This is a genomic window from Pseudomonas sp. S49 (genome assembly GCF_009866785.1).
Taxonomy (GTDB): domain Bacteria; phylum Pseudomonadota; class Gammaproteobacteria; order Pseudomonadales; family Pseudomonadaceae; genus Aquipseudomonas.
Genome location: NZ_CP019432.1, coordinates 4,252,121 through 4,275,593 on the forward strand (window position 1 = coordinate 4,252,121; position 23,473 = coordinate 4,275,593).

Consider the following 23,473-nt stretch of genomic DNA (forward strand, 5'->3'; position numbering starts at 1 on the left):
ATAACAAGATTCCATTAGCCACGCCCGCTGACACCGGGCCAACGAAGACCTTTGAACCATGGCCACTATCCACGTAGACGGCAAAGCGCTCGAAGTCGACGGGGCAGACAACCTGTTACAGGCATGTCTGTCGCTGGGCCTCGACATCCCTTATTTCTGCTGGCACCCCGCGCTTGGTAGCGTCGGGGCTTGCCGCCAGTGCGCGGTCAAGCAGTACACCGACGAGAACGACACCCGTGGTCGCATCGTCATGTCCTGCATGACCCCGGCCACCGACAACACCTGGATCTCCATCGAAGATGAAGAATCCAAGGCGTTCCGCGCCAGTGTTGTTGAATGGCTGATGACCAACCACCCGCACGACTGCCCTGTGTGCGAAGAAGGCGGTCACTGCCACCTGCAAGACATGACCGTGATGACCGGCCACAACGAGCGCCGTTATCGCTTCACCAAACGCACCCACCAGAACCAGCAACTGGGCCCGTTCATTTCCCACGAAATGAACCGCTGCATCGCTTGCTACCGCTGCGTGCGTTTCTACAAGGATTACGCTGGCGGCACCGATCTCGGTGTGTTCGGCGCCCACGACAACGTGTACTTCGGTCGCGTTGAAGACGGCGTGCTCGAAAGCGAGTTCTCCGGCAACCTCACCGAGGTCTGCCCGACCGGTGTGTTCACCGACAAGACTCACTCCGAGCGCTACAACCGCAAGTGGGACATGCAATTCGCGCCGAGCATCTGCCATGGCTGCTCGAGCGGTTGCAACATCTCCCCGGGCGAGCGTTACGGCGAACTGCGTCGCATCGAAAACCGTTTCAACGGTTCGGTGAACCAGTACTTCCTGTGCGACCGTGGCCGTTTCGGTTATGGCTACGTCAACCGCACCGACCGTCCACGTCAGCCGCTGCTGGCCGACGGCACCAAGCTCGGTCTGGATGCTGCACTGGATAAAGCGGCTGATCTGCTGCGCGGTCGCAACATCGTTGGTATCGGTTCGCCGCGTGCCAGCCTTGAAAGCAACTACGCGTTGCGTGAACTGGTGGGCGCCGAGCACTTCTACTCGGGTATCGAAGCCTCCGAACTGGAGCGCATCCGTTTGGTCCTGCAAGTGCTGAAAGACAGCCCGCTGCCAGTGCCGAACATGCGCGACATCGAAGACCACGACGCGATTTTCGTCCTCGGTGAAGACCTGACCCAGACCGCCGCCCGTGTGGCGCTGTCGCTGCGTCAATCGGTCAAAGGCAAGGCTGAAGACATGGCCGAAGCCATGCGCGTCCAGCCTTGGCTCGACGCTGCGGTGAAGAACATCGGTCAGCACGCGCTGAACCCGCTGTTCATCGCCAGCCTGGCGGAAACCAAGCTCGACGACATCGCTGAAGAATGCGTACACGCCGCTCCTGACGACCTGGCGCGCATCGGCTTCGCCGTTGCTCACGCGCTGGATGCCAGCGCCCCGGCCGTTGAAGGTCTGGACGCCGAAGCACTGCAACTGGCTCAGCGCATCGCTGACGCCCTGCTCGCTGCAAAACGTCCGCTGATCATCGCCGGTACTTCGCTGGGCTCCAAAGCCTTGATCGAAGCCGCCGCGAACATCGCCAAGGCACTGAAGCTGCGCGAGAAAAACGGTTCGATCAGCCTGATCGTGCCGGAAGCCAACAGCCTCGGTCTGGCCATGCTCGGTGGCGAGTCGGTGGATGCTGCGCTGCAAGCTGTCATCGACGGTAAAGCCGACGCGATCGTTGTGCTGGAAAACGATCTGTACACCCGCACTGCCAAAGAAAAAGTCGATGCCGCACTGAACGCTGCGCAAGTAGTGATCGTTGCTGACCATCAGAAAACCGCTACCAGCGACCGCGCGCACCTGGTTCTGCCAGCCGCTAGCTTCGCTGAAGGCGACGGTACTTTGGTCAGCCAGGAAGGTCGCGCCCAGCGCTTCTTCCAGGTTTTCGACCCGCAATACATGGATGCGAGCATCCTGGTTCACGAAGGCTGGCGCTGGCTGCACGCCCTGCGCGCGACCCTGCTGAACCAGCCGATCGACTGGACGCAACTCGACCACGTCACCGCTGCCGTTGCTTCGAGCACCGAGCAACTGGCGCGTATCGTCGACGCTGCACCTTCGGCGGCGTTCCGCATCAAGGGTCTGAAACTGGCGCGTGAGCCGCTGCGTTATTCCGGTCGCACCGCGATGCGCGCCGACATCAGCGTTCACGAACCGCGCACCCCGCAAGACAAAGACACCGCGTTTGCCTTCTCCATGGAAGGTTACTCGGGCTCTGCCGAACCGCGTCAGCAAGTGCCATTTGCATGGTCGCCGGGCTGGAACTCGCCACAAGCGTGGAACAAGTTCCAGGACGAAGTCGGTGGTCACATCCGCGCTGGCGACCCAGGCACCCGCCTGATCGAAAGCACTGGCGACTCGCTGAACTGGTTCGCTGCAGCACCGCGCGCATTCAATCCGGCGCCGGGCACCTGGCAAGCCGTGCCGTTCTTCCACCTGTTCGGCAGCGAAGAAAACTCTTCGAAAGCCGCGCCGGTTCAAGAGCGTATTCCGGCTCCATACGTGGCACTGGCCAAGTCCGAAGCGGATCGTCTCGGCGTCAACGACGGTGCCCTGCTGAGCCTGAACGTGGCCGGTCAGACCCTGCGTCTGCCGCTGCGCATCAATGAAGAACTGGGCGCCGGTCTGGTGGCATTGCCTGCGGGCATCGCCGGCATTCCACCGGCATTCGCCGGCGTATCCGTCGACGGTCTGCAGGAGGCAGCGCAATGACCTGGTTCACCCCTGAAGTGATCGATGTGATCCTCTCGGTCGTCAAAGCCATCGTGATTCTGCTGGCCGTAGTGGTCGCGGGCGCGTTGCTCAGCTTTGTCGAACGTCGCCTGCTGGGCTGGTGGCAGGACCGTTACGGTCCGAACCGCGTTGGTCCGTTTGGTATGTTCCAGATCGCCGCCGACATGCTGAAGATGTTCTTCAAGGAAGACTGGACCCCGCCGTTTGCCGACAAGGTGATCTTCACTTTGGCACCGGTGGTGGCCATGTCGGCCTTGCTGATCGCGTTTGCGATCATCCCGATCACCCCGACCTGGGGCGTCGCGGATCTGAACATCGGCCTGCTGTTCTTCTTCGCCATGGCCGGTCTGTCGGTCTACGCGGTGTTGTTCGCCGGCTGGTCGAGTAACAACAAGTTCGCCCTGCTCGGCAGCTTGCGTGCCTCGGCGCAGACCGTGTCCTACGAAGTGTTCATGGGCCTGGCCCTGATGGGCATCGTGGTCCAGGTCGGCTCGTTCAACATGCGCGACATCGTCGAGTACCAAGCGCAGAACCTGTGGTTCATCATTCCGCAGTTCTTCGGCTTCTGTACCTTCTTCATCGCTGGCGTCGCCGTGACTCACCGTCACCCGTTCGACCAGCCGGAAGCGGAACAGGAACTGGCCGACGGTTACCACATTGAATACGCCGGTATGAAATGGGGCATGTTCTTCGTCGGTGAATACATCGGCATCATCCTGATCTCGGCGCTGCTGGTCACCCTGTTCTTCGGTGGCTGGCACGGTCCGTTCGGCATCTTGCCGCAACTGGCGTTCGTCTGGTTCGCACTGAAGACCGCGTTCTTCATCATGCTGTTCATCCTGCTGCGCGCTTCCATTCCGCGTCCGCGTTATGACCAGGTGATGGATTTCAGCTGGAAATTCTGCCTGCCACTGACCCTGATCAATTTGCTGGTGACCGCTGCGGTCGTGTTGTGGAACACGCCTGCAGTCGCGGTTCAGTGAGGATTTGACCCATGTTCAAATATATTGGCGACATCGTTAAGGGTACTGGTACCCAGTTGCGCAGCCTGGTCATGGTCTTCGGCCATGGCTTTCGCAAGCGCGACACCCTGCAATACCCGGAAGAAGCGGTCTACCTGCCACCACGCTACCGTGGTCGTATCGTCCTGACCCGTGACCCCGATGGCGAAGAGCGCTGCGTAGCCTGCAACCTCTGCGCCGTGGCTTGCCCGGTGGGTTGCATCTCGCTGCAGAAAGCTGAAACCGAAGACGGTCGCTGGTACCCGGACTTCTTCCGTATCAACTTCTCGCGCTGCATTTTCTGCGGTCTCTGCGAGGAAGCCTGTCCGACCACCGCAATCCAGCTGACACCGGATTTCGAGATGGCCGAGTTCAAACGTCAGGACCTGGTGTACGAGAAAGAAGATCTGTTGATCTCCGGCCCCGGCAAAAACCCTGATTACAACTTCTATCGTGTTGCAGGTATGGCAATCGCTGGCAAGCCGAAAGGCTCCGCGCAGAACGAAGCCGAACCGATCAACGTGAAGAGCTTGCTGCCTTAAGGAAGAACGATGGAATTCGCTTTCTATTTCGCATCGGGTATCGCTGTTGTGTCCACGCTTCGCGTAGTCACCAACACCAACCCTGTGCACGCCCTGCTCTACCTGATCATCTCGTTGATCGCCGTGGCCATGACCTTCTTCGCACTCGGCGCACCGTTCGCCGGCGTGCTGGAAGTGATCGCTTACGCCGGCGCCATCATGGTGCTGTTCGTGTTTGTGGTGATGATGCTGAACCTCGGCCCGGCCTCGGTTCAGCAAGAACGCGTCTGGCTCAAGCCAGGTATCTGGGCTGGCCCGGTGATACTCGCCGCGCTGCTGCTGGCCGAACTGCTGTATGTGCTGTTCGCTCACCAGAGCGGTCAGGCCATCGGCCACACCACCGTAGACGCGAAAGCCGTGGGCATCAGCCTGTTCGGTCCGTACCTGCTGGTGGTCGAACTCGCCTCGATGCTGCTGCTCGCCGCAGCCGTCACGGCGTTCCATTTGGGCCGTAACGAGGCGAAGGAGTAAGACATGCCTGCTATCCCTCTCGAACATGGTCTGGCGGTTGCCGGCATCCTGTTCTGCCTTGGTCTGGTCGGCCTGATGGTCCGCCGCAACATTTTGTTCGTGTTGATGAGTCTGGAAGTGATGATGAACGCCTCTGCACTGGCGTTCATTGTTGCAGGCGCCCGTTGGGGCCAGCCGGATGGACAGATCATGTTCATCCTGGTGATCAGCCTTGCAGCCGCCGAGGCCAGTATTGGTCTGGCGATCCTGCTGCAACTGTATCGCCGCTTCCACACGCTCGATATCGACGCTGCCAGTGAGATGCGCGGATGAATCTTATCTTTCTGACTTTCGTATTCCCTCTGATCGGTTTCCTGCTCCTGTCGTTCTCACGTGGACGCTGGTCGGAAAACCTCTCGGCGCTGATCGGCGTGGGTTCCATTGGCTTGTCGGCGATCGTCGCCGCCTACGTCATCTGGCAATTCAACGTCGCACCACCCGAAGGCGGTCACTACACGCTGGTACTGTGGAAGTGGATGGCGGTCGAAGGCTTCAAGCCTGACTTCGCCCTCTACGTCGACGGCCTGTCGATCACCATGCTCGGCGTGGTGGTGGGCGTGGGTTTCCTGATCCACCTGTTCGCGTCCTGGTACATGCGCGGCGAAGCGGGTTACTCGCGTTTCTTCTCGTACACCAACCTGTTTATCGCCAGCATGCTGTTCCTGGTGCTCGGCGATAACCTGTTGTTCCTGTACTTCGGCTGGGAAGGCGTGGGCCTGTGCTCGTACCTGTTGATCGGTTTCTACTACAGCAACCGCAACAACGGTAACGCCGCACTCAAGGCCTTCATCGTGACCCGGATCGGCGACGTGTTCATGGCCATCGGCCTGTTCATCCTGTTCCAGCAAGTGGGCACGTTGAACATCCAGGAACTGCTGGTGCTGGCACCGCAGAAATTCCAGGTCGGCGACTTCTGGATCACCCTGGCGACTCTGATGCTGCTGGGTGGTGCGGTCGGTAAATCGGCACAACTGCCGCTGCAAACCTGGCTCGCGGATGCGATGGCTGGCCCGACTCCGGTGTCGGCACTGATCCACGCCGCGACGATGGTTACTGCCGGTGTCTACCTGATCGCCCGTACCCACGGTCTGTTCACCCTGGCGCCGGAAATCCTCCACCTGGTCGGCATCGTTGGTGGTGTGACCCTGGTACTGGCCGGTTTCGCCGCACTGGTACAAACCGACATCAAACGTATCCTCGCCTACTCGACCATGAGCCAGATCGGCTACATGTTCCTGGCGCTGGGCGTTGGTGCATGGGATGGCGCGATTTTCCACCTGATGACCCACGCCTTCTTCAAGGCCCTGCTGTTCCTTGCTTCCGGTGCGGTGATTGTTGCCTGCCACCACGAGCAGAACATCTTCAAGATGGGCGGTCTGTGGAAAAAACTGCCACTGGCCTATGCCAGCTTCATCGTTGGTGGTGCTGCCCTCGCCGCTCTGCCACTGGTCACCGCCGGCTTCTACTCCAAGGACGAAATCCTTTGGGAAGCGTTCGCCAGCGGCAACCACGGTCTGCTCTACGCAGGTCTGGTCGGCGCGTTCATGACGTCGCTGTACACCTTCCGCCTGATCTTCATCACGTTCCACGGTGAAGCCAAGACTGAAGCCCACGCCGGTCACGGCATCGCTCACTGGCTGCCATTGTCGGTGCTGATCGTATTGTCCACCGCCATCGGCGCGATGATCGTTCCGCCACTGCACGGCGTACTGCCAGAAAGCGTTGGCCATGCTGGCGGCGAAGCCAAGCACAGTCTGGAAATCGCGTCGGGCGCCATCGCCCTGGCCGGTATCCTGCTGGCAGCGCTGCTGTTCCTCGGCAAGCGTCGTTTCGTCACGGCGATCGCCAACAGCGGCATCGGCCGTTTCCTTTCGGCCTGGTGGTTCGCTGCCTGGGGCTTCGACTGGATCTACGACAAACTGTTCGTCAAGCCTTACCTTGCGATCAGCCACGTACTGCGCAAAGACCCGCTCGACCAGACCATCGGTCTGATCCCGCGTATGGCCAAGGGGGGTCACACCGCCCTGAGCCGCACCGAGACCGGTCAACTGCGTTGGTACGCTGCTTCGATGGCTGCTGGTGCCGTGCTGGTGATCGGCGCCATCGTGCTGGTAGCGGTCTGATATGAACCTTGCGAATTTGCGAAAGGAAACGAGCCCGTCATGATTCTGCCTTGGCTAATCCTGATCCCCTTCATCGGCGGCCTGCTGTGCTGGATGGGTGAGCGCTTCGGCGCTACCCTCCCGCGCTGGATTGCGCTGTTGACCATGACCCTGGAACTCGCCCTCGGCCTCTGGCTGTGGGCCCACGGTGACTATTCATTTGCGCCGGCGCCTGGCGCCGATCCGACCTGGGCGCTTGAGTTCAAGCATGTCTGGATCCAGCGCTTCGGCATCAACGTGCACCTGGCCCTCGACGGTCTGTCGCTGTTGATGATCCTGCTGACCGGTCTGCTGGGTATCCTCTCGGTACTCTGCTCGTGGAAAGAGATTCAACGTCACGTTGGCTTCTTCCACCTGAACCTGATGTGGATCCTGGGCGGCGTTGTCGGCGTGTTCCTCGCCCTCGACCTGTTCATGTTCTTCTTCTTCTGGGAAATGATGCTGGTGCCGATGTACTTCCTCATCGCGCTCTGGGGTCACAGTTCTTCGGACGGCAAGAAAACCCGGATCTACGCGGCAACCAAGTTCTTCATCTTCACTCAGGCTTCCGGCCTGATCATGCTGGTGGCGATCCTCGGTCTGGTGCTGGTCAACTTCAACAACACTGGCGTGATTACTTTCAACTACGCCGACCTGTTGAAAACCAAGATGTCGATGACCACCGAGTACATCCTGATGCTCGGCTTCTTCATCGCCTTCGCGGTCAAGCTGCCGGTCGTACCGTTCCACTCGTGGTTGCCTGATGCCCACGCCCAGGCGCCGACCGCCGGTTCCGTCGACCTCGCCGGTATCTTGCTGAAAACCGCTGCCTACGGTCTGCTGCGTTTCGCTCTGCCGCTGTTCCCGAATGCTTCGGCCGAGTTTGCGCCGATCGCCATGACCCTCGGTCTGATCGGGATCTTCTACGGCGCGTTCCTCGCTTTCGCACAAACCGACATCAAGCGTCTGATTGCCTTCTCGTCCGTTTCCCACATGGGTTTCGTGTTGATCGGCATCTATTCCGGCAGCCAACTGGCGCTGCAAGGTGCAGTGATCCAGATGTTGGCGCACGGTGTGTCGGCGGCGGCACTGTTTATCCTCAGCGGTCAGTTGTACGAGCGTCTGCACACTCGTGACATGCGTGAGATGGGCGGTCTGTGGTCGCGTATCGCTTACCTGCCGGCGATCAGCCTGTTCTTTGCAGCCGCGTCCTTGGGTCTGCCGGGTACCGGTAACTTCGTCGGTGAGTTCCTGATCCTGATCGGCTCCTTCGCAAGCTGGCCATGGATCACTGCGATTGCCACTTCCGGTCTGGTGTTCGGTTCGGTCTACTCGCTGATCATGATCCACCGTGCCTACTTCGGTCCGTCGAAATCGGATTCGATCCTGCACGGTATGGACGCTCGCGAACTGATCATGGTGCTGGGCCTTGCGGTGCTGCTGGTTTACCTCGGCGTCTACCCGCAACCGTTCCTCGATACTTCTGCCGCCACGATGCATGGCGTGCAGCAGTGGCTCGGCACCGCCTTCACTCAACTCGCTTCGGCCCGGTAAGAGCGCTATGGAATTCACGATTCAACACTTTATTGCGCTTGCGCCACTGTTGATCACCAGCCTCACCATTATCGTGGTGATGCTGGCAATCGCCTGGCGCCGCAACCACTCGCAGACCTTCCTGATCTCGGTCGCCGGTCTGAACCTGGCCTTGCTGTCGATCCTGCCAGCCCTGAAAGTCGCGCCTCTGGCCGTGACCCCATTGCTGCAGATCGACACCTTCGCTTGCCTGTACATGGCGCTGATCCTGGTCGCCACCCTCGCCTGCGTCACCCTCGCCCACGCCTATCTGGGTGATGGCGGCTCGGGCTACCCGGGCAACCGTGAAGAACTGTACCTGCTGATCCTGATGGCCGCCGCCGGTGGTCTGGTTCTGGTCAGCGCGCAGCACCTGGCCGGTTTGTTCATCGGTCTGGAACTGCTCTCGGTACCGGTCTACGGTCTGGTGGCTTACGCCTTCTTCAACAAGCGTTCGCTGGAAGCCGGCATCAAGTACATGGTGCTGTCGGCCGCCGGTTCCGCGTTCCTGTTGTTCGGTATGGCGCTGCTCTACGCCGACTCGGGTTCGCTGAGCTTCGTCGGTATCGGTCAGGCACTGGCTGCAACCGGCCTGCCTAGCTCGCTGGCACAACTGGGCCTGGGCATGATGCTGATCGGTCTGGCGTTCAAGCTGTCGCTGGTACCGTTCCACCTGTGGACGCCGGACGTCTACGAAGGTGCTCCGGCACCGGTGGCGGCATTCCTCGCGACCGCTTCCAAGGTTGCGGTGTTTGCGGTGATGGTGCGTCTGTTCCAGATCTCCCCTGCTGCGAGCAGTGGCGTACTGAGCGACGTGCTGACCGTTATCGCCATCGCCTCGATCCTGTTCGGTAACCTGCTGGCCCTGACCCAGAGCAACCTCAAGCGTCTGCTCGGTTACTCGTCCATCGCGCACTTCGGCTATCTGCTGATCGCACTGGTGGCGAGCAAGGGGCTGGCGGTGGAAGCCATCGGCGTGTACCTGGTGACTTATGTAATCACCAGCCTCGGCGCCTTCGGCGTGATCACCCTGATGTCCTCGCCGTACAACGGCCGTGACGCGGATGCCCTGTACGAATACCGCGGCCTGTTCTGGCGCCGCCCGTACCTGACCGCCGTGCTGACCGTGATGATGCTGTCGCTGGCGGGTATCCCGCTGACCGCAGGCTTCATCGGCAAGTTCTACATCATCGCTACCGGTGTTGAATCGCACCAATGGTGGCTGGTCGGCTCCTTGGTACTGGGCAGCGCCATCGGCGTCTTCTACTACCTGCGCGTGATGGTCACCCTGTACCTGATCGAGCCAAACCTGCGTCGCCACGACGCCCAGCTGCACTGGGAACAGAAGGCAGGCGGCGTAATGCTGCTGGCCATCGCCCTGGTCGCGTTCTTCCTGGGTGTGTACCCGCAGCCATTGCTGACTCTGGTTCAGCAGGCGGGTCTGGCGGGCTGATTGCTTGGCTGGCTAGAAATGAAAACGGCACCTTCGGGTGCCGTTTTTGTTTTTGCGGGATTTAACATCTTGAACACTTGCGCTGGCCTCATCGCAGGCGCGCCCGCCTCCCCAGGTTTGTGCGTCGCTCACAAACTCCGGGCACACCCAAAAACCATTGTGGGAGCGAGCCTGCTCGCGAAGGCGTAGGCACTTTTAACATCTTGATTGGCTGACACTCCGCTTTCGTCGGAACGCCGCCCGGAGCAAGCTCGCTCCCACAGGTTTGTGTGGCGTTCACTCAATTCATATAACCACATGACGAAATTGTAATTCCCTCATCACCTTGGCGTTATCCGCAGCTTGCAACGATGTCACCCGGCGACCAATGCCGGCGGGCCCTGCCCCGTCGAACAATAAAACCCACGCCGAAGCACGTTCCCGTTCTGCCGAACCCAAGGAGTGTTTGATGGTTAACCCTACAAAAATATCGATGGCCGCTTTAGCGGTGGTGGTCGGCGCCGGGCCGTCCACGGTGTTTGCTGAAGACAAGCCTGAAGGCTTTGTCGAAGGCAGCAGCCTGACAGTGCTCAACCGCAACTTCTACTTCAATCGTGATCATCGCAACGACCAGTCCAGCCCAACCGGCAACGGTTACTCCGAGGCTTGGGCGCATGCAGTGATCAGCAAGTTCGAATCCGGTTTCACCCAAGGCACCGTCGGGGTCGGTGTCGATGCGTTTGCGATGATCGGGCTGAAACTCGACACCGGTGACGGCCGCAACGGTGGGCGCAGTTCGTTTGATGTGATGCCGGTCAACAGCGACGGCGAGGCGCGGGACGAATACACCAAGGTCGGCGGCGCTGCGAAAATCCGGGCGTTCGATACGGTGGTCAAGGTCGGTGATGTGTTCCCGGCCAACCCGATGGTCGCGGCGGGCGACTCGCGCTTGCTGCCGGAAAGTTTTCGCGGGGTGACGGCGACCAACACCAGCATTGAAGGTTTGTCGGTGCAGGGCGGTCGATTGCACGCGATGAGCCAACCGGTGTCCAGCGACATGCGCGAGAACTTCGCGACGTTCTACGCAGGCCCGGTCAACTCGCCGTGGATCGCTTATGGTGGCGGCGATTACGTGCTGAACAAAAATCTCAGTTTCAGCGTGTATTCCAGCCGTCTCAAGGATGCGTGGAATCAGTACTACGCAGGCACCGCCTGGACCTATCCGCTGTCCGAAGACCTGTCGCTGTTCGGTGGTTTGAACTATTACAAAGCCGTCGATGAGGGCAAACAACTGCTCGGCGAGTTCGACAACAACATCTGGAGCGGCCGCGTTGGCGTCAAGCTTGGTGCCCACTCCGTCGCCCTCTCCCACCAGCGCAACAACGGTAATGACGACTTCGATTACCTGCGCCAGTCCGACTCGATCTTCCTCGACAACTCCATCCAGTACAGCGACTTCAACTCGCCGAAAGAACGTTCGTGGATGGTGCGTTATGACCTCGACATGAGCACTTATGGCGTGCCGGGTTTGTCGTTCATGACCCGTTACGCGCGCGGCACCGACGCCGATTATTCCAACGCCAACGCCGTGTACATGCGCCGCGATGCCGAGGGTAATCCGCTGACCGATCAGAAGCGCTGGGAGCGCGATGTGGAAGTCAAATACGTGGTGCAGAGCGGTTCGATGAAAGACCTCTCGCTGCGCCTGCGCCAGGCCACCACCCGCGCCACGGCGTTCGAGTCGGACCTGGAGGAAGTGCGAGTGATTGTCGAGTACCCACTGACCATTCTCTGACTGCATGGTCGATGCAAATTCACCTTTAGAAGCTCCTTGCTCCTTTGGTAAGAGGTGAATCTTTTGGCGTCCTTCGGGGCGCTTTTTTTTGCTCTGCACAAAGCCATCGTTGGCTTGACCGCAGCGCCGGCCACCTGCCATCTTCACCTGCGCTGAACAACAAGAATAACGAGGGACCGATGAGTAGCCGCAAGAACCTGGAAATCGAGTACCTGCGAGGCGCGGCCGTCGGCCTGACCTTTTTCAGCCATGTCACCATGATGCTGCCGTTCCATACCGACACGCTGCTGAGGATGTTCTCGATTTTCATGCCGTGGACCGGGGTGGACCTGTTCTTCTGCATTTCCGGTTTCGTGGTGAGCAAGGCTTATCTGGACTACTTCGACAAGCACCGCGCGCAGGGTCAGTTTGGTCTGGCCGCCGCGTGTTTCTGGTTGCGGCGCGCCTACCGTCTCTTGCCCACAGCCTGGCTGTGGATGCTCATACCGCTGTGCTTCTCTCTCGTTTTCAACCAGTCGAACGCCTTCGGTTCATGGTTCGACAACCTGCGCAGCTTCACCGCTGTTGCGACCTTCAGCGCAAACCTGGCACATGGTTACGGCTCACTATTGGCTTCCAGCCCGCACTACTGGAGTCTGGCGCTTGAGGAGCAGTTCTACTTCGTCTTGCCGTTTTTTCTGTTGTTTATCACGGCGCCGCGCTGGCGGGTCATTGCCCTGTTCGCGCTGATTGCCTTGCAGTTCGGTCTGGACCGTAACCCGTTCGGTACCCCGGCCAGCACCATGCTCACCAACTTCCGCCTCGACGCCATGCTCTGGGGAATTCTCCTGTGCCTGTTCACACGTAGCCGCCTCTATCAGCAGATAGAACCGCTCGGATTGGCTCAGGGGCCATTCAAGCCGCTGCTGTGCACGCTGTTTCTGCTCTACATGCTCGGCGCCGTGGCCATACAACTGATTGCTCTGCCGATTGCCGTGGGCATGGTCGCGATCATCGCGGTCGTGATTGTCTGGCTGGCGAGTTACCAGAAAGGCTACATCTATTGCCCGCAGTTCATGCGCGGTTTCATGCAGTGGCTCGGCTCGCGGTCGTATGGCCTGTACGTGATCCACGTGTTTACCAATCACCTGAGCACCGAAATCTGGACGCGCGTAGCCGCCAGTCAGGGCGTGCCGCTGGATGGGCGTTTTACCCTTGAGCTGATCGTCACGTCGGTGGTTGTGCTGGTGATCTTGAGTGAACTCAATTACCGCTTTATCGAAACGCCGCTGCGTCTGCGCGGCGCAGAGGTTGCCCGACGCAAACTGAACCATGAGGCCGCGCCCGTGCCGGCCGTTGCGGTTGATGCAAATTCACCTTTAGAAGCGCCTTGCTCCTTTGGTAAGAGATGAATCTATTGGCGTCCTTCGGGCGCCTTTTTTTGCTCGGCGTTGTGCAGTGGTTATGTTTTCCAGGTTCAGGCCCGGCCCTCACCCTAGCCCTCTCCCAGAGGTAGAGGGGACTGACCGAGTTGGTTGTCGAAGATACATCGACCCGAAGAACCTAGGCGTACTCTGATTTTGAAGGGCTTGAAGATCTGCTCCCTTTCCCCCTCGCCCCCCTCGGGGGAGAGGGCTGGGGTGAGGGGGCAGGATTTTGAGGTCAACGCAAAAACAACGGCTAAAAACTGGCCATTGATAACTACGCGTTTGGATCTACGTTATCCAGTGCTTTGTTAACCGCCAGTTCGCCGAGCATGACGACCTGCGCGATACCCAGCAGGGTCTTGCGATGGGTGCCTTCCAGCATCGCCGCGAAGTCACCGAGCATCACTGTGGCAGAAGACAGCGATTCGCTGGCGTTGGCCAGTAATGATTCGGTATCGGCTTTGGGATTGACCAGGAACATCTGGTTGGGGATGTATGGCGCGGACATGATGGCGGCTGAGGGTTTGAGGTAGAAATCGAGGGCGCGGTCGGCGGCTTCGTGGAGTTTTCGGGTGTCGACGGAGGCGTAGGGGGATGTTGAGTTGGCGTCCGGGATTGCGTCTGTTTCGGGGGGATTGGGTGTTGGCTTTTTCATGATATTTCTCCTTCATAACGTTGAAGCTGATCCATTCGGTTCCACGCGAAGGGGTGGCAGCTGTACGCAGGTTGGAACCCGGGGAACGGAGAAACCCGGCAGACTCGAAAGTCTCCCGCGCACAGCCGCCATAACAGACTGCACACCATGAAGGTGAGCAAGCATACGTCATGAAAGACGCTTTGGCGCTGACACGTTCTCCGGGGTTCCAATCCCGATCGCTGAATTGGCAGCGACCCGTACAGGCTAGAGAGCTGACGTCCGACGGACAACCTGAAAACATTGTGGGAAGGTTCCGCACTTCCCACACAACCTTTAAACATCACGAATTGAAATACGCATCGTGATATTGAACATTGGCCCCCATAGATTCAGCTGCCGCCGTTACGACACACGCCCATCACGTTGTACTTGATGGTGTTGAGCTGACCTTTGGAATCCTCGTAGGTCATCGCGGTGGGCACGACATTGCACGCAGCTTGTGGCTTCACCACGCTCACCACTTTGACCACGTCCAGCTTCATGCCATATGCGTAATCCTTCACCACCGGCGGCGCTTTGCCCTGGTTGGCGGCGTACTGTTCCATGGCTTTGCTGTTGGCGCTGAGCGCGCGTTCAAAGGTCCGGTCACCGCCACCTTCAGCCAGCACATTCACAGACATCGCCATGACAGCGGCGAATGCGATCAACTTGAGTACTTTCATATCCATTTCCTTCCCGTCCGGGCTTGAAAAAAAGCCCGGCATCGATGCGCGATAACGGGCTTGTTCAGATGCAGCAGGCTTACAGATCGCGGGTCTTGTCATCTTTCTTGTCGTTGACGACCACCGGGTTGCCGGCGGCTTTTTCCTTGGCGACGAAGAGCTCCATGGAACGGTCGTTGTTGGTCATCATCCGCTCGAATGTGCGGTCGCCACCGCCTTCGGCCAAGGCCACGGAAGAGATCGCCAACGCCACAACAAAAGTACCCATCTGTACGATTTTCATCTTTGATTCCTCGTTTAAGTAACTGACGGGATCAAGGTAACAATCCGAACCTATCGTCACGGTGGCGGGGAAATTACATATCCGTTATCTCCCGGACACACTTCTGAGGTCGAACACAAAACCTGTAGGAGTGAGCCTGCTCGCGATAGCGGTGGGTCAGTCAATGTAGATCTGACTGATAGACCGCTATCGCGAGCAGGCTCACTCCTACAGAGGGGATTACCTATTTAGCTGGAACCGCGTCTTCATCCCGGCGATGGGCGAGTTGGTAGAGCGCCGGCAAGATCAGCAGCGTGAGGATCGTCGAGGACAGGATTCCGCCGATCACCACGGTCGCCAGTGGCCGCTGCACCTCCGCGCCTGTGCCGGTCGCAAGCGCCATGGGAATGAAACCCAGAGACGCCACCAACGCCGTCATCAACACCGGCCGCAAACGCGTCAGCGCACCTTCGTGAATGGCATCGGACAGCGAACGCCCCTCCTCGCGCAAATTGCGAATGAAGGCAATCATCACCAAGCCGTTCAACACCGCGACACCGGACAACGCGATAAACCCGACACCCGCCGAAATCGACAGCGGAATATCGCGCAGCCACAGCGCCATGACCCCACCGGTCAAGGCAAACGGAATCCCGGTAAACACCAGCAAGCCATCCTTGAGATTGTTGAACATCATGAACAGCAATCCGAACACCAACAGCAGCGCCACCGGCACGACAATCTGCAAGCGCTTGGCCGCCGATTGCAGTTGCTCGAACTGGCCGCCCCAACTGGTCCAGTAACCGGCCGGAACCTGCACGTCACGTTCGATCACTTCGCCGGCCTCGCTGACGAACGAGCCGATATCACGCCCGCGCACGTTGGCGCTGACGATCACCAGACGCTTGCCGTTCTCGCGGCTGACCTGATTCGGCCCGAGCACCATATCCAGACTGGCGACTTCTTGCAGCGCAATGAAACCGATCTGATTCGCCGTACTATTGACCGCAGGCACCGGAATCAGCAACGCCGACAGCCCATCGATGTCCTTGCGCATGGCATCGGACAAACGCACAACCATGTCGAAACGCCGATCGCCCTCATACAACGTCCCGGCCTGCCGCCCGCCCACCGCGACCGCGATGGTGTCCTGCACATCACCGACATTCAGCCCATATCGCGCAGCCTTGTCGCGATCAATGTTGATGGTCAGCACCGGCAGCCCGGTGGTCTGCTCAACCTTGACCTCGGATGCGCCTTTGACCTTCTGCATCGCCGCAGCAATCTTCGCCGCCGTGGCATTGAGCACGTCCATGTCATCACCGAACACCTTCACCGCGACATCACTGCGCACCCCGGAGATCAGTTCGTTGAAGCGCAGTTGAATCGGCTGCGACAGTTCATAGTTGCTGCCCGGCAGCGTCGCGGCGGCGGCTTGCAGTTCCGCCATCAGGGTTTCGCGGGACTTGCCCGGGTCTGGCCACTGATCTTTCGGTTTGAGCATCACGTAACTGTCGGAGATATTCGGCGGCATCGGATCGGACGCGATTTCAGCGGTGCCGGTACGGGCAAAGACGCGCTCGACTTCCGGCACCTTCGCCAGAATCAATGTCTCCAGGCGCTGCTGCATGTCCACCGATTGCGTCAGGCTGGTGCCCGGCACGCGCAGCGCCTGCAAGGCGAAATCGCCTTCGCTGAGGCTCGGCACAAATTCGCTGCCCATGCGGCTGGTGAGCACACCGCTGAGCACAATCACACCCAAAGCAGCGCCCACCGCGACAGTACGATGACTCATCACCCAGGCCAGCGCCGGCGCATAAACGCGACGTGCGCCGCGCATCACCGCGCCCTCTTCTTCCTTGACCTTGCCGGTTACGAACAACGCAATCGCCGCCGGCACAAAGGTCACGGAAAGCAACATCGCGCCAAGCAAAGCGATGACCACCGTGAACGCCATCGGGTGGAACATTTTCCCTTCGACGCCGCTGAGCGCGAAAATCGGCAGATAGACGACCATGATGATCAACTGCCCAAAAATCAGCGGTCGCCGCGCTTCCTTCGCCGCCGCGAACACCTCCTTGAAACGCTCGGCACGGGTCAACAAACGCCCGTGATGCTGCTGCGCATGAGCCAAGCGACGCAGGGTGTTTTCGACGATGACCACCGCGCCGTCGACGATGATGCCGAAGTCCAGCGCACCGAGGCTCATAAGGTTGGCGCTGACCTTGTTGCTGAACATCCCGGTGAAAGTGAACAGCATCGACAGCGGAATCACCATCGCGGTAATCAGTGCCGCGCGAATGTTGCCGAGGAACAGGAACAGAATCGCGATGACCAGAATCGCGCCTTCGATGAGGTTCTTTTTCACCGTGGCGATGGCTTTGTCGACCAGGTGCGTGCGGTCGTACACCGGCACGGCGATCACGCCTTGGGGCAAAGACTTGTTGATCTGTTCCAGCTTGCTGGCCACCGCTTGCGAGACGGTGCGGCTGTTCTCGCCGATCAGCATGAACACGGTGCCGAGCACCACTTCACGACCGTTTTCCGTGGCCGCACCGCTGCGCAACTCGCGACCGATTTCCACGGTGGCGACGTTTTTCACCCGAATCGGTGTGCCGTCGACATTGGCCATGACGATGTTGGCGATGTCCTCGGTGCTCGCCACCTGGCCCGGCGCTCGGATCAGCAATTGCTCGCCGCTGCGCTCGATGTAACCGGCGCCGACGTTGGCGTTGTTACGCTCGAGCGCGGTGACCAGATCGGTCAGCGTCAGCTTGTACGCGGCCAGCCGTTTCGGGTCCGGCGCGATCTGATATTCCTTGGCGAAACCGCCGATGGTGTTGATCTCGGCGACACCGGGCACGTTGCGCAATTGCGGCTTGATGATCCAGTCCTGAATCACCCGCAGATCGGTCGGCGTGTAGGCTGTGCCGTCGTCCTTGAGCGCGCCCTCCTTGGCTTCCACGGTCCATAAAAAGATCTCGCCGAGGCCGGTGGAAATCGGCCCCATCAGCGCTTCCGCGCCCTCGGGCAATTGCTCCTTGGCGATCTGCAGACGCTCGTTGACCAATTGGCGGGCGAAGAACAGGTCGGTGCCGTCCTTGAAAATCACCGTGACCTGCGACAGGCCGGAGCGCGACAGCGAACGTGTCTGTTCAAGTGCCGGCAAACCGGCCATCGCGGTTTCAATCGGAAAGGTGATGCGCTGCTCGGTTTCCAGTGGCGAGAACCCGGCGGCGCCGGTGTTGATCTGCACCTGGACGTTGGTGATGTCGGGCACGGCGTCGATCGGCAGCTTTTGATAACTGGCGATGCCGAGGCCGGCCATGAGCAGAACGGCGAGCAGCACGATGATGCGCTGCTCGATGGCAAACTGGATCAGGCGTTCGAACATGGGAGTCTTCCAGATCAGTGGCTGTGCTCGGCTGAGGCTTTGCCCAGCTCCGACTTGAGGACGAAGCTGCCAGCGCTGGCGACTTGCGCGCCCGTTTCCAGGCCTTGGGTGATTTCCACGTGGCCGGCGGCGCGACTGCCCAGCTCAACCGCGCGGGCTTCGAAGCCATCGTCGGTACGCACGAAAACCGTGGGTTTGTCCTCGACGGTCTGGATCGCGGATTCCGGCACGGCGACTCTCGCTTCGCGGCTGTCGGTAGCCACCAGCGCGGTGACGAACAGACCGGGGCGCCATGCGCCTTGCGGGTTTTCCAGCGTCACGCGTACGGTTGCGGTGCGCGTCTGTTCGCCGAGCAAACTGCCAACGTAAGCCACGCTACCGGTGACTTCCGCGTTCAATTCCGGGGCGCTGACGGTGACCGTTTTGCCTACTTGAACCTTGTTCAGATCCTTCGGTGAAACGCCGAAAGTGACCCATACTCGCGACAGATCCGAGAGCGTGAATGCCGCGGTGGTTTCATCGACCACCTCGCCCGGCGTCAGGTGTTTTTCCACCACCACGCCGTCGAACGGTGCGCGCAATTCGTAGCGATTGCCGCCGGTGGCGACCACGCTGCCGCTGAGTACGCTGATCTTTTGCCGCGCATTGCTCACAGCAATTTCAGCCTCTTGCAGTGCTTGGCGCGCCTGGAGGAAATCCTGCTCGGCGGAGATTTTGTCCTGCCAGAGTTTTTTCTCGCGCTCGTAGGTGGTACGCGCCAAGGCCAAACGACGTTGCGCGGCGGCTTGTTCGCTGCGTTGATCAGAGATCTGCTGACTGGCGATCACCGCCAGCAACTGGCCCTTTTTCACCGTTTGCCCGAGGTTGACCGCCACCGCCTCGACCACGCCCGGCACGCGCGGCACGACGTGGGCGGTGCGGTCTTCGTCGAAGCGCACTTCGCCGGGGAATGGCAGGCCGCGGCTGATGTTTTGCGGCTTTGCTTCGGCCAGTTGAATGCCGGCGGCAGTGATTTGCTCGGCACTCAATTCGATGTGCCCTTCTTCGCCATGTTCGCCGTCCGCGGCTGCGCCTTCTTCAGCGTGATCGGCATGTTCGGCAGCCTCATCGGCGTGGGCATCGATGCTTGCATTGCCCGGCCACATCGAACCGATACCAATACCCAGTGCCAATGTCGCCACCGCGACCACCATCAGTTTTTTATCCATGGAAACTCCTCTGCGCCGTGCCTGCGCGCAGTTGTCTGAAAAGTGAAATTCAAGGGCGGACGCTGAGGTCGCCGAAGATCCGTTCGATGCGTACGCGGGCGTCGGTCGCTTCGCTGACGGCCTGGATGTACTGGCTGCGGGCGCTGATCAACGTGCGTTGCGCATCGAGCACATCTAGGAAGCCGAACTTGCCCATTTCGAACCCGCGCGTGGCGCTGTCGACCGCACTTTGCGCGGCGGGCAGGATGGTCTGGTTGAACGCGGTGACTTCGCCGTTGGCGGTCTGCCATTGCTCGAGGCTGGTCTGGATTTCGGTGCGCAAACGCAGCTCGGTGGCGTTGCGCAGATCCCGCGCCTGATCGGTTCGGCGAGCGGCGGCGAGCACGTTGCCCTGATTGCGGTTGAACAACGGAATCGGCATCGACAGCCCGACCACGTTGACCCGCTCGCGCTCGGTTTCGCTGTACTGGCTGCCGATGCTCACGGTGAGATCAGGAATGCGCTGGGACTTTTCCAGGCCCAATGACGCTTCGCGCTGATCGATCTGCAACTTGGCCAGACGCAGCTCGGCGGTCTCGTTCAGACGCTCGAGCAATCTTGTCGGTGGAGGAACGGCCGGCATGCTTTGCGTGGGTGCCTGCACCTTGGTCGATGTCGGCAACGGTGTGCCCATGACTTGCGCCAACTGCTGATAGGCATTGGCCTGATCGCGTTCGGCGCGGCTCAGCTCCAGGCGCACTTCCGAGAGCTGCACTTGCGCCCGCGTGCCTTCGACCGGCGACGATTTACCCGCCTCGATCCGTCCTTGCGCCACCCGCAAACCGTGCTCGGCCAATTGCAGGGATTGCCGGGACAGCTGCAAACGTTGCTGCGCGGTTTGCGCGCTGTTGAACGCCTGAATTACATCGGCACGCAAGGCATTGCGTTTGCGCTCCAGTTCAATCCCGGCGGCATCTTGCGCACGGCTGGCGACGTCGATCCGTGCGCCGCGTTTGCCGCCCAGTTCGATCGGCTGACTGAGCATTACCGTGGTCGTGCGCGAATCGCGGCGAGTGTCTTCGGCTTCCCACGACACTTCGGGGTTGGGGATCAGGCCGGCCTGTTGGCGGTCACCTTCGGCGATGCCGATTTCCCATTGCGCAGCGGCCAGTTCCGGGTTGCCGGCGAAGGCACTTTGCAGGGCTTGATCGAGAGTCAGGGTCGAGGCACTGGCCAGGCTCGCACTGGCCAACAAGAGCATGCCGCTGACGGCTTTTTGCAGGCGTGATCGCGCCGTCCGTTCAATTAAACCGGGCAATGGAAGACTTCCTTTATTGAAGAATCTTTGATGCCGCCACGGTAGGGTTTTGAACTTATCGACAAGGTGACTGAAACATTACAAATCCGTTATCCACGGTTTGCAGAAGTTGTTTTGCTCTAGGATGCGAAGTGCAAAGGGCATTGCCGTAATACATCGAAACAAATACACCGTAGTTATCCGCTGAACAGCACTTGCCGGGATCAAAGCCACGCAGGTTTTGGCTTTTCTGCTGCGACAGACTGTCGCGAGTGGCCGATTTAAAGCCATCACGCGTTGACTCTGTAGCCACTTCAGCCTTTACCGTGCACGCCTGCGCAGTGAGAAATCCCTGTAGGAGATTACTTGCAAGACAGACAACGCCATCCGGAAGCCCCTACAAAAACAATAACTTTCCCGGCCACCTTAATTAAATATCCATTAAATAAAAGTGGTGATAGATCATGCGAATCCTTGTCGTCGAGGACGAGCTTAAAGCTGCCGAATACTTGCATCAGGGTTTGACCGAAAGTGGTTATGTCGTTGACCACGCCGCCACTGGCGCCGATGGTTTGCATCTGGCGCAACAGCAGGCCTATGACCTGATCATTCTCGACGTGAACCTGCCGGAACTCGACGGCTGGGGTGTGCTGGAACAGTTGCGTCGCACCCATTCGACGCGGGTGATGATGCTCACCGCGCGCGGGCGTCTGGCCGACAAGATTCGTGGCCTTGATCTGGGCGCCGATGATTATCTGGTCAAGCCGTTCGAGTTTCCCGAACTGCTGGCGCGGGTGCGCACATTGATGCGCCGTAGCGAAAACATCCCGGTGCCGCAGGTGTTGAAAGTGGCCGATCTGGAACTCGATCCGGGCCGCCATCGCGCGTTTCGCGGGCAACAGCGTATCGACCTGACCACCAAGGAATTCGCCCTGCTGCACCTGCTGATGCGCCAGTCCGGCGAAGTGCTGACGCGCACACAAATTATCTCGCTGGTGTGGGACATGAATTTCGACTGCGACACTAATGTGGTCGAGGTGTCGATCCGCCGTTTGCGGGCGAAGATCGACGACCCGTTCGACAGCAAACTGATCCACACCCTGCGCGGTGTCGGCTATGTGCTGGAGGCGCGGGAATGAAGCCCTCCAGCCTGTCGATGCGCCTCGGTTTGACGGTGAGTATTCTCGGCGCGCTGCTGGTGGTGTTTCTGGCGATCCTCGCCTATTTCGCTCTGACCCATGAACTGAACGCGCTATCTCGGGACAGCCTGGAAAAGAAGATGGCGCAGGTGGAGCACAGCCTGTCGCTGTACATCGATGCCAATGAAATCAGCGGTAAACCGCACATCCTGCTCGATCAGGTCATGGGCCATGACAACCTGACTTTGACGATTTATGACCGTTTGAACCTGCGCTCGCCGCTGCTCAAATCCGGTAGCGGTCTGACTGATCCACGGGTTGAATTGAAAGCAGTGCGCGCGAGCACTGATCAACTGGCGTATTCCGACAGCCTGGATGCTGAAGGCGCGAAATTCCTCACCGCTTCGAAGCTGATTCGTCTCAAGGACGGCAGCAGCGTGCCGGTGCTGCTGTCGATGGACAACGCCCACGATCAGGCTTTGCTCAGCGCCTACCTGCGCTCGACGCTGATTGCCTTGCCGTTGCTGCTGGTATTCATCGGCCTGACGGCCTGGGGCGCGGTGCAGCGTGGGTTGGCACCGCTGCGCGAATTTCGCAAAGTGGCGGCGATGGTCTCGACCCAGGACCTGGAACATCGATTGTCCGTGGTGAACATGCCGCAGGAGTTGAGTGAACTGGCGCAAGGCATCAACTTCATGCTGCATCGGCTGGATGCCGGGGTGCAGCAGTTGTCGCAGTTTTCCGATGATCTGGCGCATGAACTGCGCACACCGATCAACAATCTGATGGGCAAGGCGCAGGTCACGCTGTCGCGCGAGCGCTCGGTTGAGGAATACAAGGATGTGCTGGTGTCGTGCACCGAGGAGCTGGAGCGCGTGGCGCGGATTGTCTCGGACATGTTGTTTCTCGCGCAGGTGAGTCATCCGTCGGCGCTGGCGCCGTTTGAAACGGTGGCGCTGGAGGTTGAAGTGGCGAAGGTCGCGGAGATGTTTTCGTTGTCGGCGCAGGACAAGGATATTCATTTGAATGTGCTTGGCAGTGCCTCGGTGCTGGGCGACCGGTTGATGATTCAGCGAGCGATTTCCAATCTGCTGTCCAACGCGTTGCGTCATTGCCCGAACGGAAAAACCGTGACGTTGCTGATTGAGCAGAGTGCAGCGCAGGCGTCGCTGCTGGTCAGCAACCCCGGTGCCGGGATTGAGGCGCAGCATCTGCCGTATCTGTTCGACCGCTTCTACCGCGTCGACAGCAGCCGCTCCAGGTCGCAGGGCAGCACCGGGTTGGGCTTGGCAATCGTACGCTCGATCATGAGCCTGCATCAGGGTGTGGCGGAGGTAAAGAGCTTGCCGGGGGCGATGACCGTGTTCCGGCTGGGCTTCCCCACCCCCGAATCATCCGTGTAGGAGCTGCCGCAGGCTGCGATCTTTTGCTCTTGTTTTTAAATCAAGATCAAAAGATCGCAGCCTACGGCAGCTCCTACATAGATTTTCGGACATCGTGTCGGTCGATATTTTTGTACGATTTTTTACCGATTTGCTCCCGTCCCCACACAAACGCCGAAAGCTCTCGCCGCAACCTCCGTTTTGTCCTACAGCCAGTTTTG

The 23,473-nt window shown here is 59.7% G+C and carries 18 protein-coding genes; 12 read left to right on the forward strand and 6 right to left on the reverse strand.

Annotation, left to right across the window (positions count from 1 at the left end):
- The first annotated feature begins 58 nt into the window (after positions 1–58).
- From nuoG to PspS49_RS18745, 10 genes are all read left to right on the forward strand, one after another.
- Positions 59–2,773, forward strand: a complete 2,715-nt coding sequence (gene nuoG / locus PspS49_RS18700) for an NADH-quinone oxidoreductase subunit NuoG (protein WP_137219226.1) — start codon at positions 59–61, stop codon at positions 2,771–2,773.
- Positions 2,770–3,777: an NADH-quinone oxidoreductase subunit NuoH gene (gene nuoH, locus PspS49_RS18705; RefSeq protein ID WP_007920179.1), complete on the forward strand. Its 1,008-nt coding sequence runs from the start codon at positions 2,770–2,772 to the stop codon at positions 3,775–3,777. The genes nuoG and nuoH overlap by 4 nt, the downstream gene beginning before the upstream one ends.
- An 11-nt stretch (positions 3,778–3,788) precedes the next feature.
- A complete protein-coding gene (gene nuoI / locus PspS49_RS18710; RefSeq protein ID WP_007920177.1) occupies positions 3,789–4,337 on the forward strand; it encodes an NADH-quinone oxidoreductase subunit NuoI in 549 nt (182 codons plus the stop codon).
- A gap of 9 nt (positions 4,338–4,346) precedes the next feature.
- Positions 4,347–4,847 carry an NADH-quinone oxidoreductase subunit J gene (gene nuoJ / locus PspS49_RS18715; protein WP_007920176.1) on the forward strand — a complete coding sequence of 167 codons (501 nt, stop codon included), beginning with the start codon at positions 4,347–4,349 and terminating at the stop codon, positions 4,845–4,847.
- Positions 4,848–4,850: 3 nt separating this feature from the next.
- Positions 4,851–5,159 (forward strand): NADH-quinone oxidoreductase subunit NuoK, encoded by a 309-nt coding sequence (gene nuoK, locus PspS49_RS18720; protein ID WP_003223790.1) that lies wholly within the window; start codon positions 4,851–4,853, stop codon positions 5,157–5,159.
- Positions 5,156–7,009, forward strand: a complete 1,854-nt coding sequence (gene nuoL / locus PspS49_RS18725) for an NADH-quinone oxidoreductase subunit L (protein ID WP_038362640.1) — start codon at positions 5,156–5,158, stop codon at positions 7,007–7,009. The genes nuoK and nuoL overlap by 4 nt, the downstream gene beginning before the upstream one ends.
- Before the next feature lie 39 nt (positions 7,010–7,048).
- Positions 7,049–8,581, forward strand: coding sequence for an NADH-quinone oxidoreductase subunit M (gene nuoM, locus PspS49_RS18730; RefSeq protein ID WP_016986254.1), 1,533 nt, complete (start codon positions 7,049–7,051; stop codon positions 8,579–8,581).
- A 7-nt stretch (positions 8,582–8,588) separates the two neighbouring features.
- On the forward strand, positions 8,589–10,052 hold the full coding sequence (nuoN, locus tag PspS49_RS18735) for an NADH-quinone oxidoreductase subunit NuoN (protein WP_007920173.1): 1,464 nt from the start codon (positions 8,589–8,591) through the stop codon (positions 10,050–10,052).
- A 448-nt stretch (positions 10,053–10,500) separates the two neighbouring features.
- The gene (locus PspS49_RS18740) at positions 10,501–11,826 is read left to right on the forward strand and encodes an OprD family porin (RefSeq protein WP_160040966.1); all 1,326 of its coding nucleotides are present in this window, start codon (positions 10,501–10,503) and stop codon (positions 11,824–11,826) included.
- 179 nt (positions 11,827–12,005) lie between these two features.
- Positions 12,006–13,217, forward strand: a complete 1,212-nt coding sequence (locus PspS49_RS18745) for an acyltransferase (RefSeq protein ID WP_160040968.1) — start codon at positions 12,006–12,008, stop codon at positions 13,215–13,217.
- 289 nt (positions 13,218–13,506) lie between these two features.
- On the opposite strand, the gene PspS49_RS18750 is transcribed toward PspS49_RS18745, so the two are convergent.
- From PspS49_RS18750 to PspS49_RS18775, 6 genes are all read right to left on the reverse strand, one after another.
- The gene (locus PspS49_RS18750; RefSeq protein WP_160040970.1) at positions 13,507–13,887 is read right to left on the reverse strand and encodes a DUF6124 family protein; all 381 of its coding nucleotides are present in this window, start codon (positions 13,885–13,887) and stop codon (positions 13,507–13,509) included.
- A 371-nt stretch (positions 13,888–14,258) separates the two neighbouring features.
- Positions 14,259–14,591: a DUF2790 domain-containing protein gene (locus PspS49_RS18755; RefSeq protein WP_127928953.1), complete on the reverse strand. Its 333-nt coding sequence runs from the start codon at positions 14,589–14,591 to the stop codon at positions 14,259–14,261.
- A gap of 79 nt (positions 14,592–14,670) precedes the next feature.
- Positions 14,671–14,874, reverse strand: coding sequence for a co-regulatory protein PtrA N-terminal domain-containing protein (locus PspS49_RS18760; protein ID WP_127928954.1), 204 nt, complete (start codon positions 14,872–14,874; stop codon positions 14,671–14,673).
- A 223-nt stretch (positions 14,875–15,097) separates the two neighbouring features.
- Positions 15,098–18,247 carry a CusA/CzcA family heavy metal efflux RND transporter gene (locus PspS49_RS18765; RefSeq protein ID WP_160040972.1) on the reverse strand — a complete coding sequence of 1,050 codons (3,150 nt, stop codon included), beginning with the start codon at positions 18,245–18,247 and terminating at the stop codon, positions 15,098–15,100.
- Between the two features lie 14 nt (positions 18,248–18,261).
- Entirely contained in the window at positions 18,262–19,455 is a 1,194-nt protein-coding gene (locus PspS49_RS18770; RefSeq protein WP_160040974.1) for an efflux RND transporter periplasmic adaptor subunit, read from the reverse strand.
- A 49-nt stretch (positions 19,456–19,504) separates the two neighbouring features.
- Complete coding sequence (locus tag PspS49_RS18775; RefSeq protein ID WP_160040976.1) at positions 19,505–20,752, reverse strand: TolC family protein; 1,248 nt, start codon at positions 20,750–20,752, stop codon at positions 19,505–19,507.
- 443 nt (positions 20,753–21,195) lie between these two features.
- Here PspS49_RS18775 and PspS49_RS18780 point away from each other — a divergent pair, with 443 nt between their 5' ends.
- Positions 21,196–21,870 carry a heavy metal response regulator transcription factor gene (locus PspS49_RS18780; protein WP_095048087.1) on the forward strand — a complete coding sequence of 225 codons (675 nt, stop codon included), beginning with the start codon at positions 21,196–21,198 and terminating at the stop codon, positions 21,868–21,870.
- Positions 21,867–23,273 (forward strand): heavy metal sensor histidine kinase, encoded by a 1,407-nt coding sequence (locus PspS49_RS18785; protein ID WP_160040978.1) that lies wholly within the window; start codon positions 21,867–21,869, stop codon positions 23,271–23,273. The genes PspS49_RS18780 and PspS49_RS18785 overlap by 4 nt, the downstream gene beginning before the upstream one ends.
- Positions 23,274–23,473 lie beyond the last annotated feature (200 nt).

What these genes read in the sequence shown, in the direction of transcription:
- nuoK (WP_003223790.1), top strand. Translation starts at nt 4,851, where the DNA reads ATGCCTGCTATCCCTCTCGAACATGGTCTGGCGGTTGCCGGCATCCTG.
- nuoI (WP_007920177.1), top strand. Translation starts at nt 3,789, where the DNA reads ATGTTCAAATATATTGGCGACATCGTTAAGGGTACTGGTACCCAGTTG.
- PspS49_RS18745 (WP_160040968.1), top strand. Translation starts at nt 12,006, where the DNA reads ATGAGTAGCCGCAAGAACCTGGAAATCGAGTACCTGCGAGGCGCGGCC.
- nuoL (WP_038362640.1), top strand. Translation starts at nt 5,156, where the DNA reads ATGAATCTTATCTTTCTGACTTTCGTATTCCCTCTGATCGGTTTCCTG.
- nuoM (WP_016986254.1), top strand. Translation starts at nt 7,049, where the DNA reads ATGATTCTGCCTTGGCTAATCCTGATCCCCTTCATCGGCGGCCTGCTG.
- PspS49_RS18770 (WP_160040974.1), bottom strand. Translation starts at nt 19,455, where the DNA reads ATGGATAAAAAACTGATGGTGGTCGCGGTGGCGACATTGGCACTGGGT.
- PspS49_RS18740 (WP_160040966.1), top strand. Translation starts at nt 10,501, where the DNA reads ATGGTTAACCCTACAAAAATATCGATGGCCGCTTTAGCGGTGGTGGTC.
- nuoH (WP_007920179.1), top strand. Translation starts at nt 2,770, where the DNA reads ATGACCTGGTTCACCCCTGAAGTGATCGATGTGATCCTCTCGGTCGTC.
- PspS49_RS18750 (WP_160040970.1), bottom strand. Translation starts at nt 13,887, where the DNA reads ATGAAAAAGCCAACACCCAATCCCCCCGAAACAGACGCAATCCCGGAC.
- PspS49_RS18765 (WP_160040972.1), bottom strand. Translation starts at nt 18,247, where the DNA reads ATGTTCGAACGCCTGATCCAGTTTGCCATCGAGCAGCGCATCATCGTG.
- nuoJ (WP_007920176.1), top strand. Translation starts at nt 4,347, where the DNA reads ATGGAATTCGCTTTCTATTTCGCATCGGGTATCGCTGTTGTGTCCACG.
- nuoN (WP_007920173.1), top strand. Translation starts at nt 8,589, where the DNA reads ATGGAATTCACGATTCAACACTTTATTGCGCTTGCGCCACTGTTGATC.
- PspS49_RS18785 (WP_160040978.1), top strand. Translation starts at nt 21,867, where the DNA reads ATGAAGCCCTCCAGCCTGTCGATGCGCCTCGGTTTGACGGTGAGTATT.
- PspS49_RS18760 (WP_127928954.1), bottom strand. Translation starts at nt 14,874, where the DNA reads ATGAAAATCGTACAGATGGGTACTTTTGTTGTGGCGTTGGCGATCTCT.
- nuoG (WP_137219226.1), top strand. Translation starts at nt 59, where the DNA reads ATGGCCACTATCCACGTAGACGGCAAAGCGCTCGAAGTCGACGGGGCA.
- PspS49_RS18780 (WP_095048087.1), top strand. Translation starts at nt 21,196, where the DNA reads ATGCGAATCCTTGTCGTCGAGGACGAGCTTAAAGCTGCCGAATACTTG.
- PspS49_RS18755 (WP_127928953.1), bottom strand. Translation starts at nt 14,591, where the DNA reads ATGAAAGTACTCAAGTTGATCGCATTCGCCGCTGTCATGGCGATGTCT.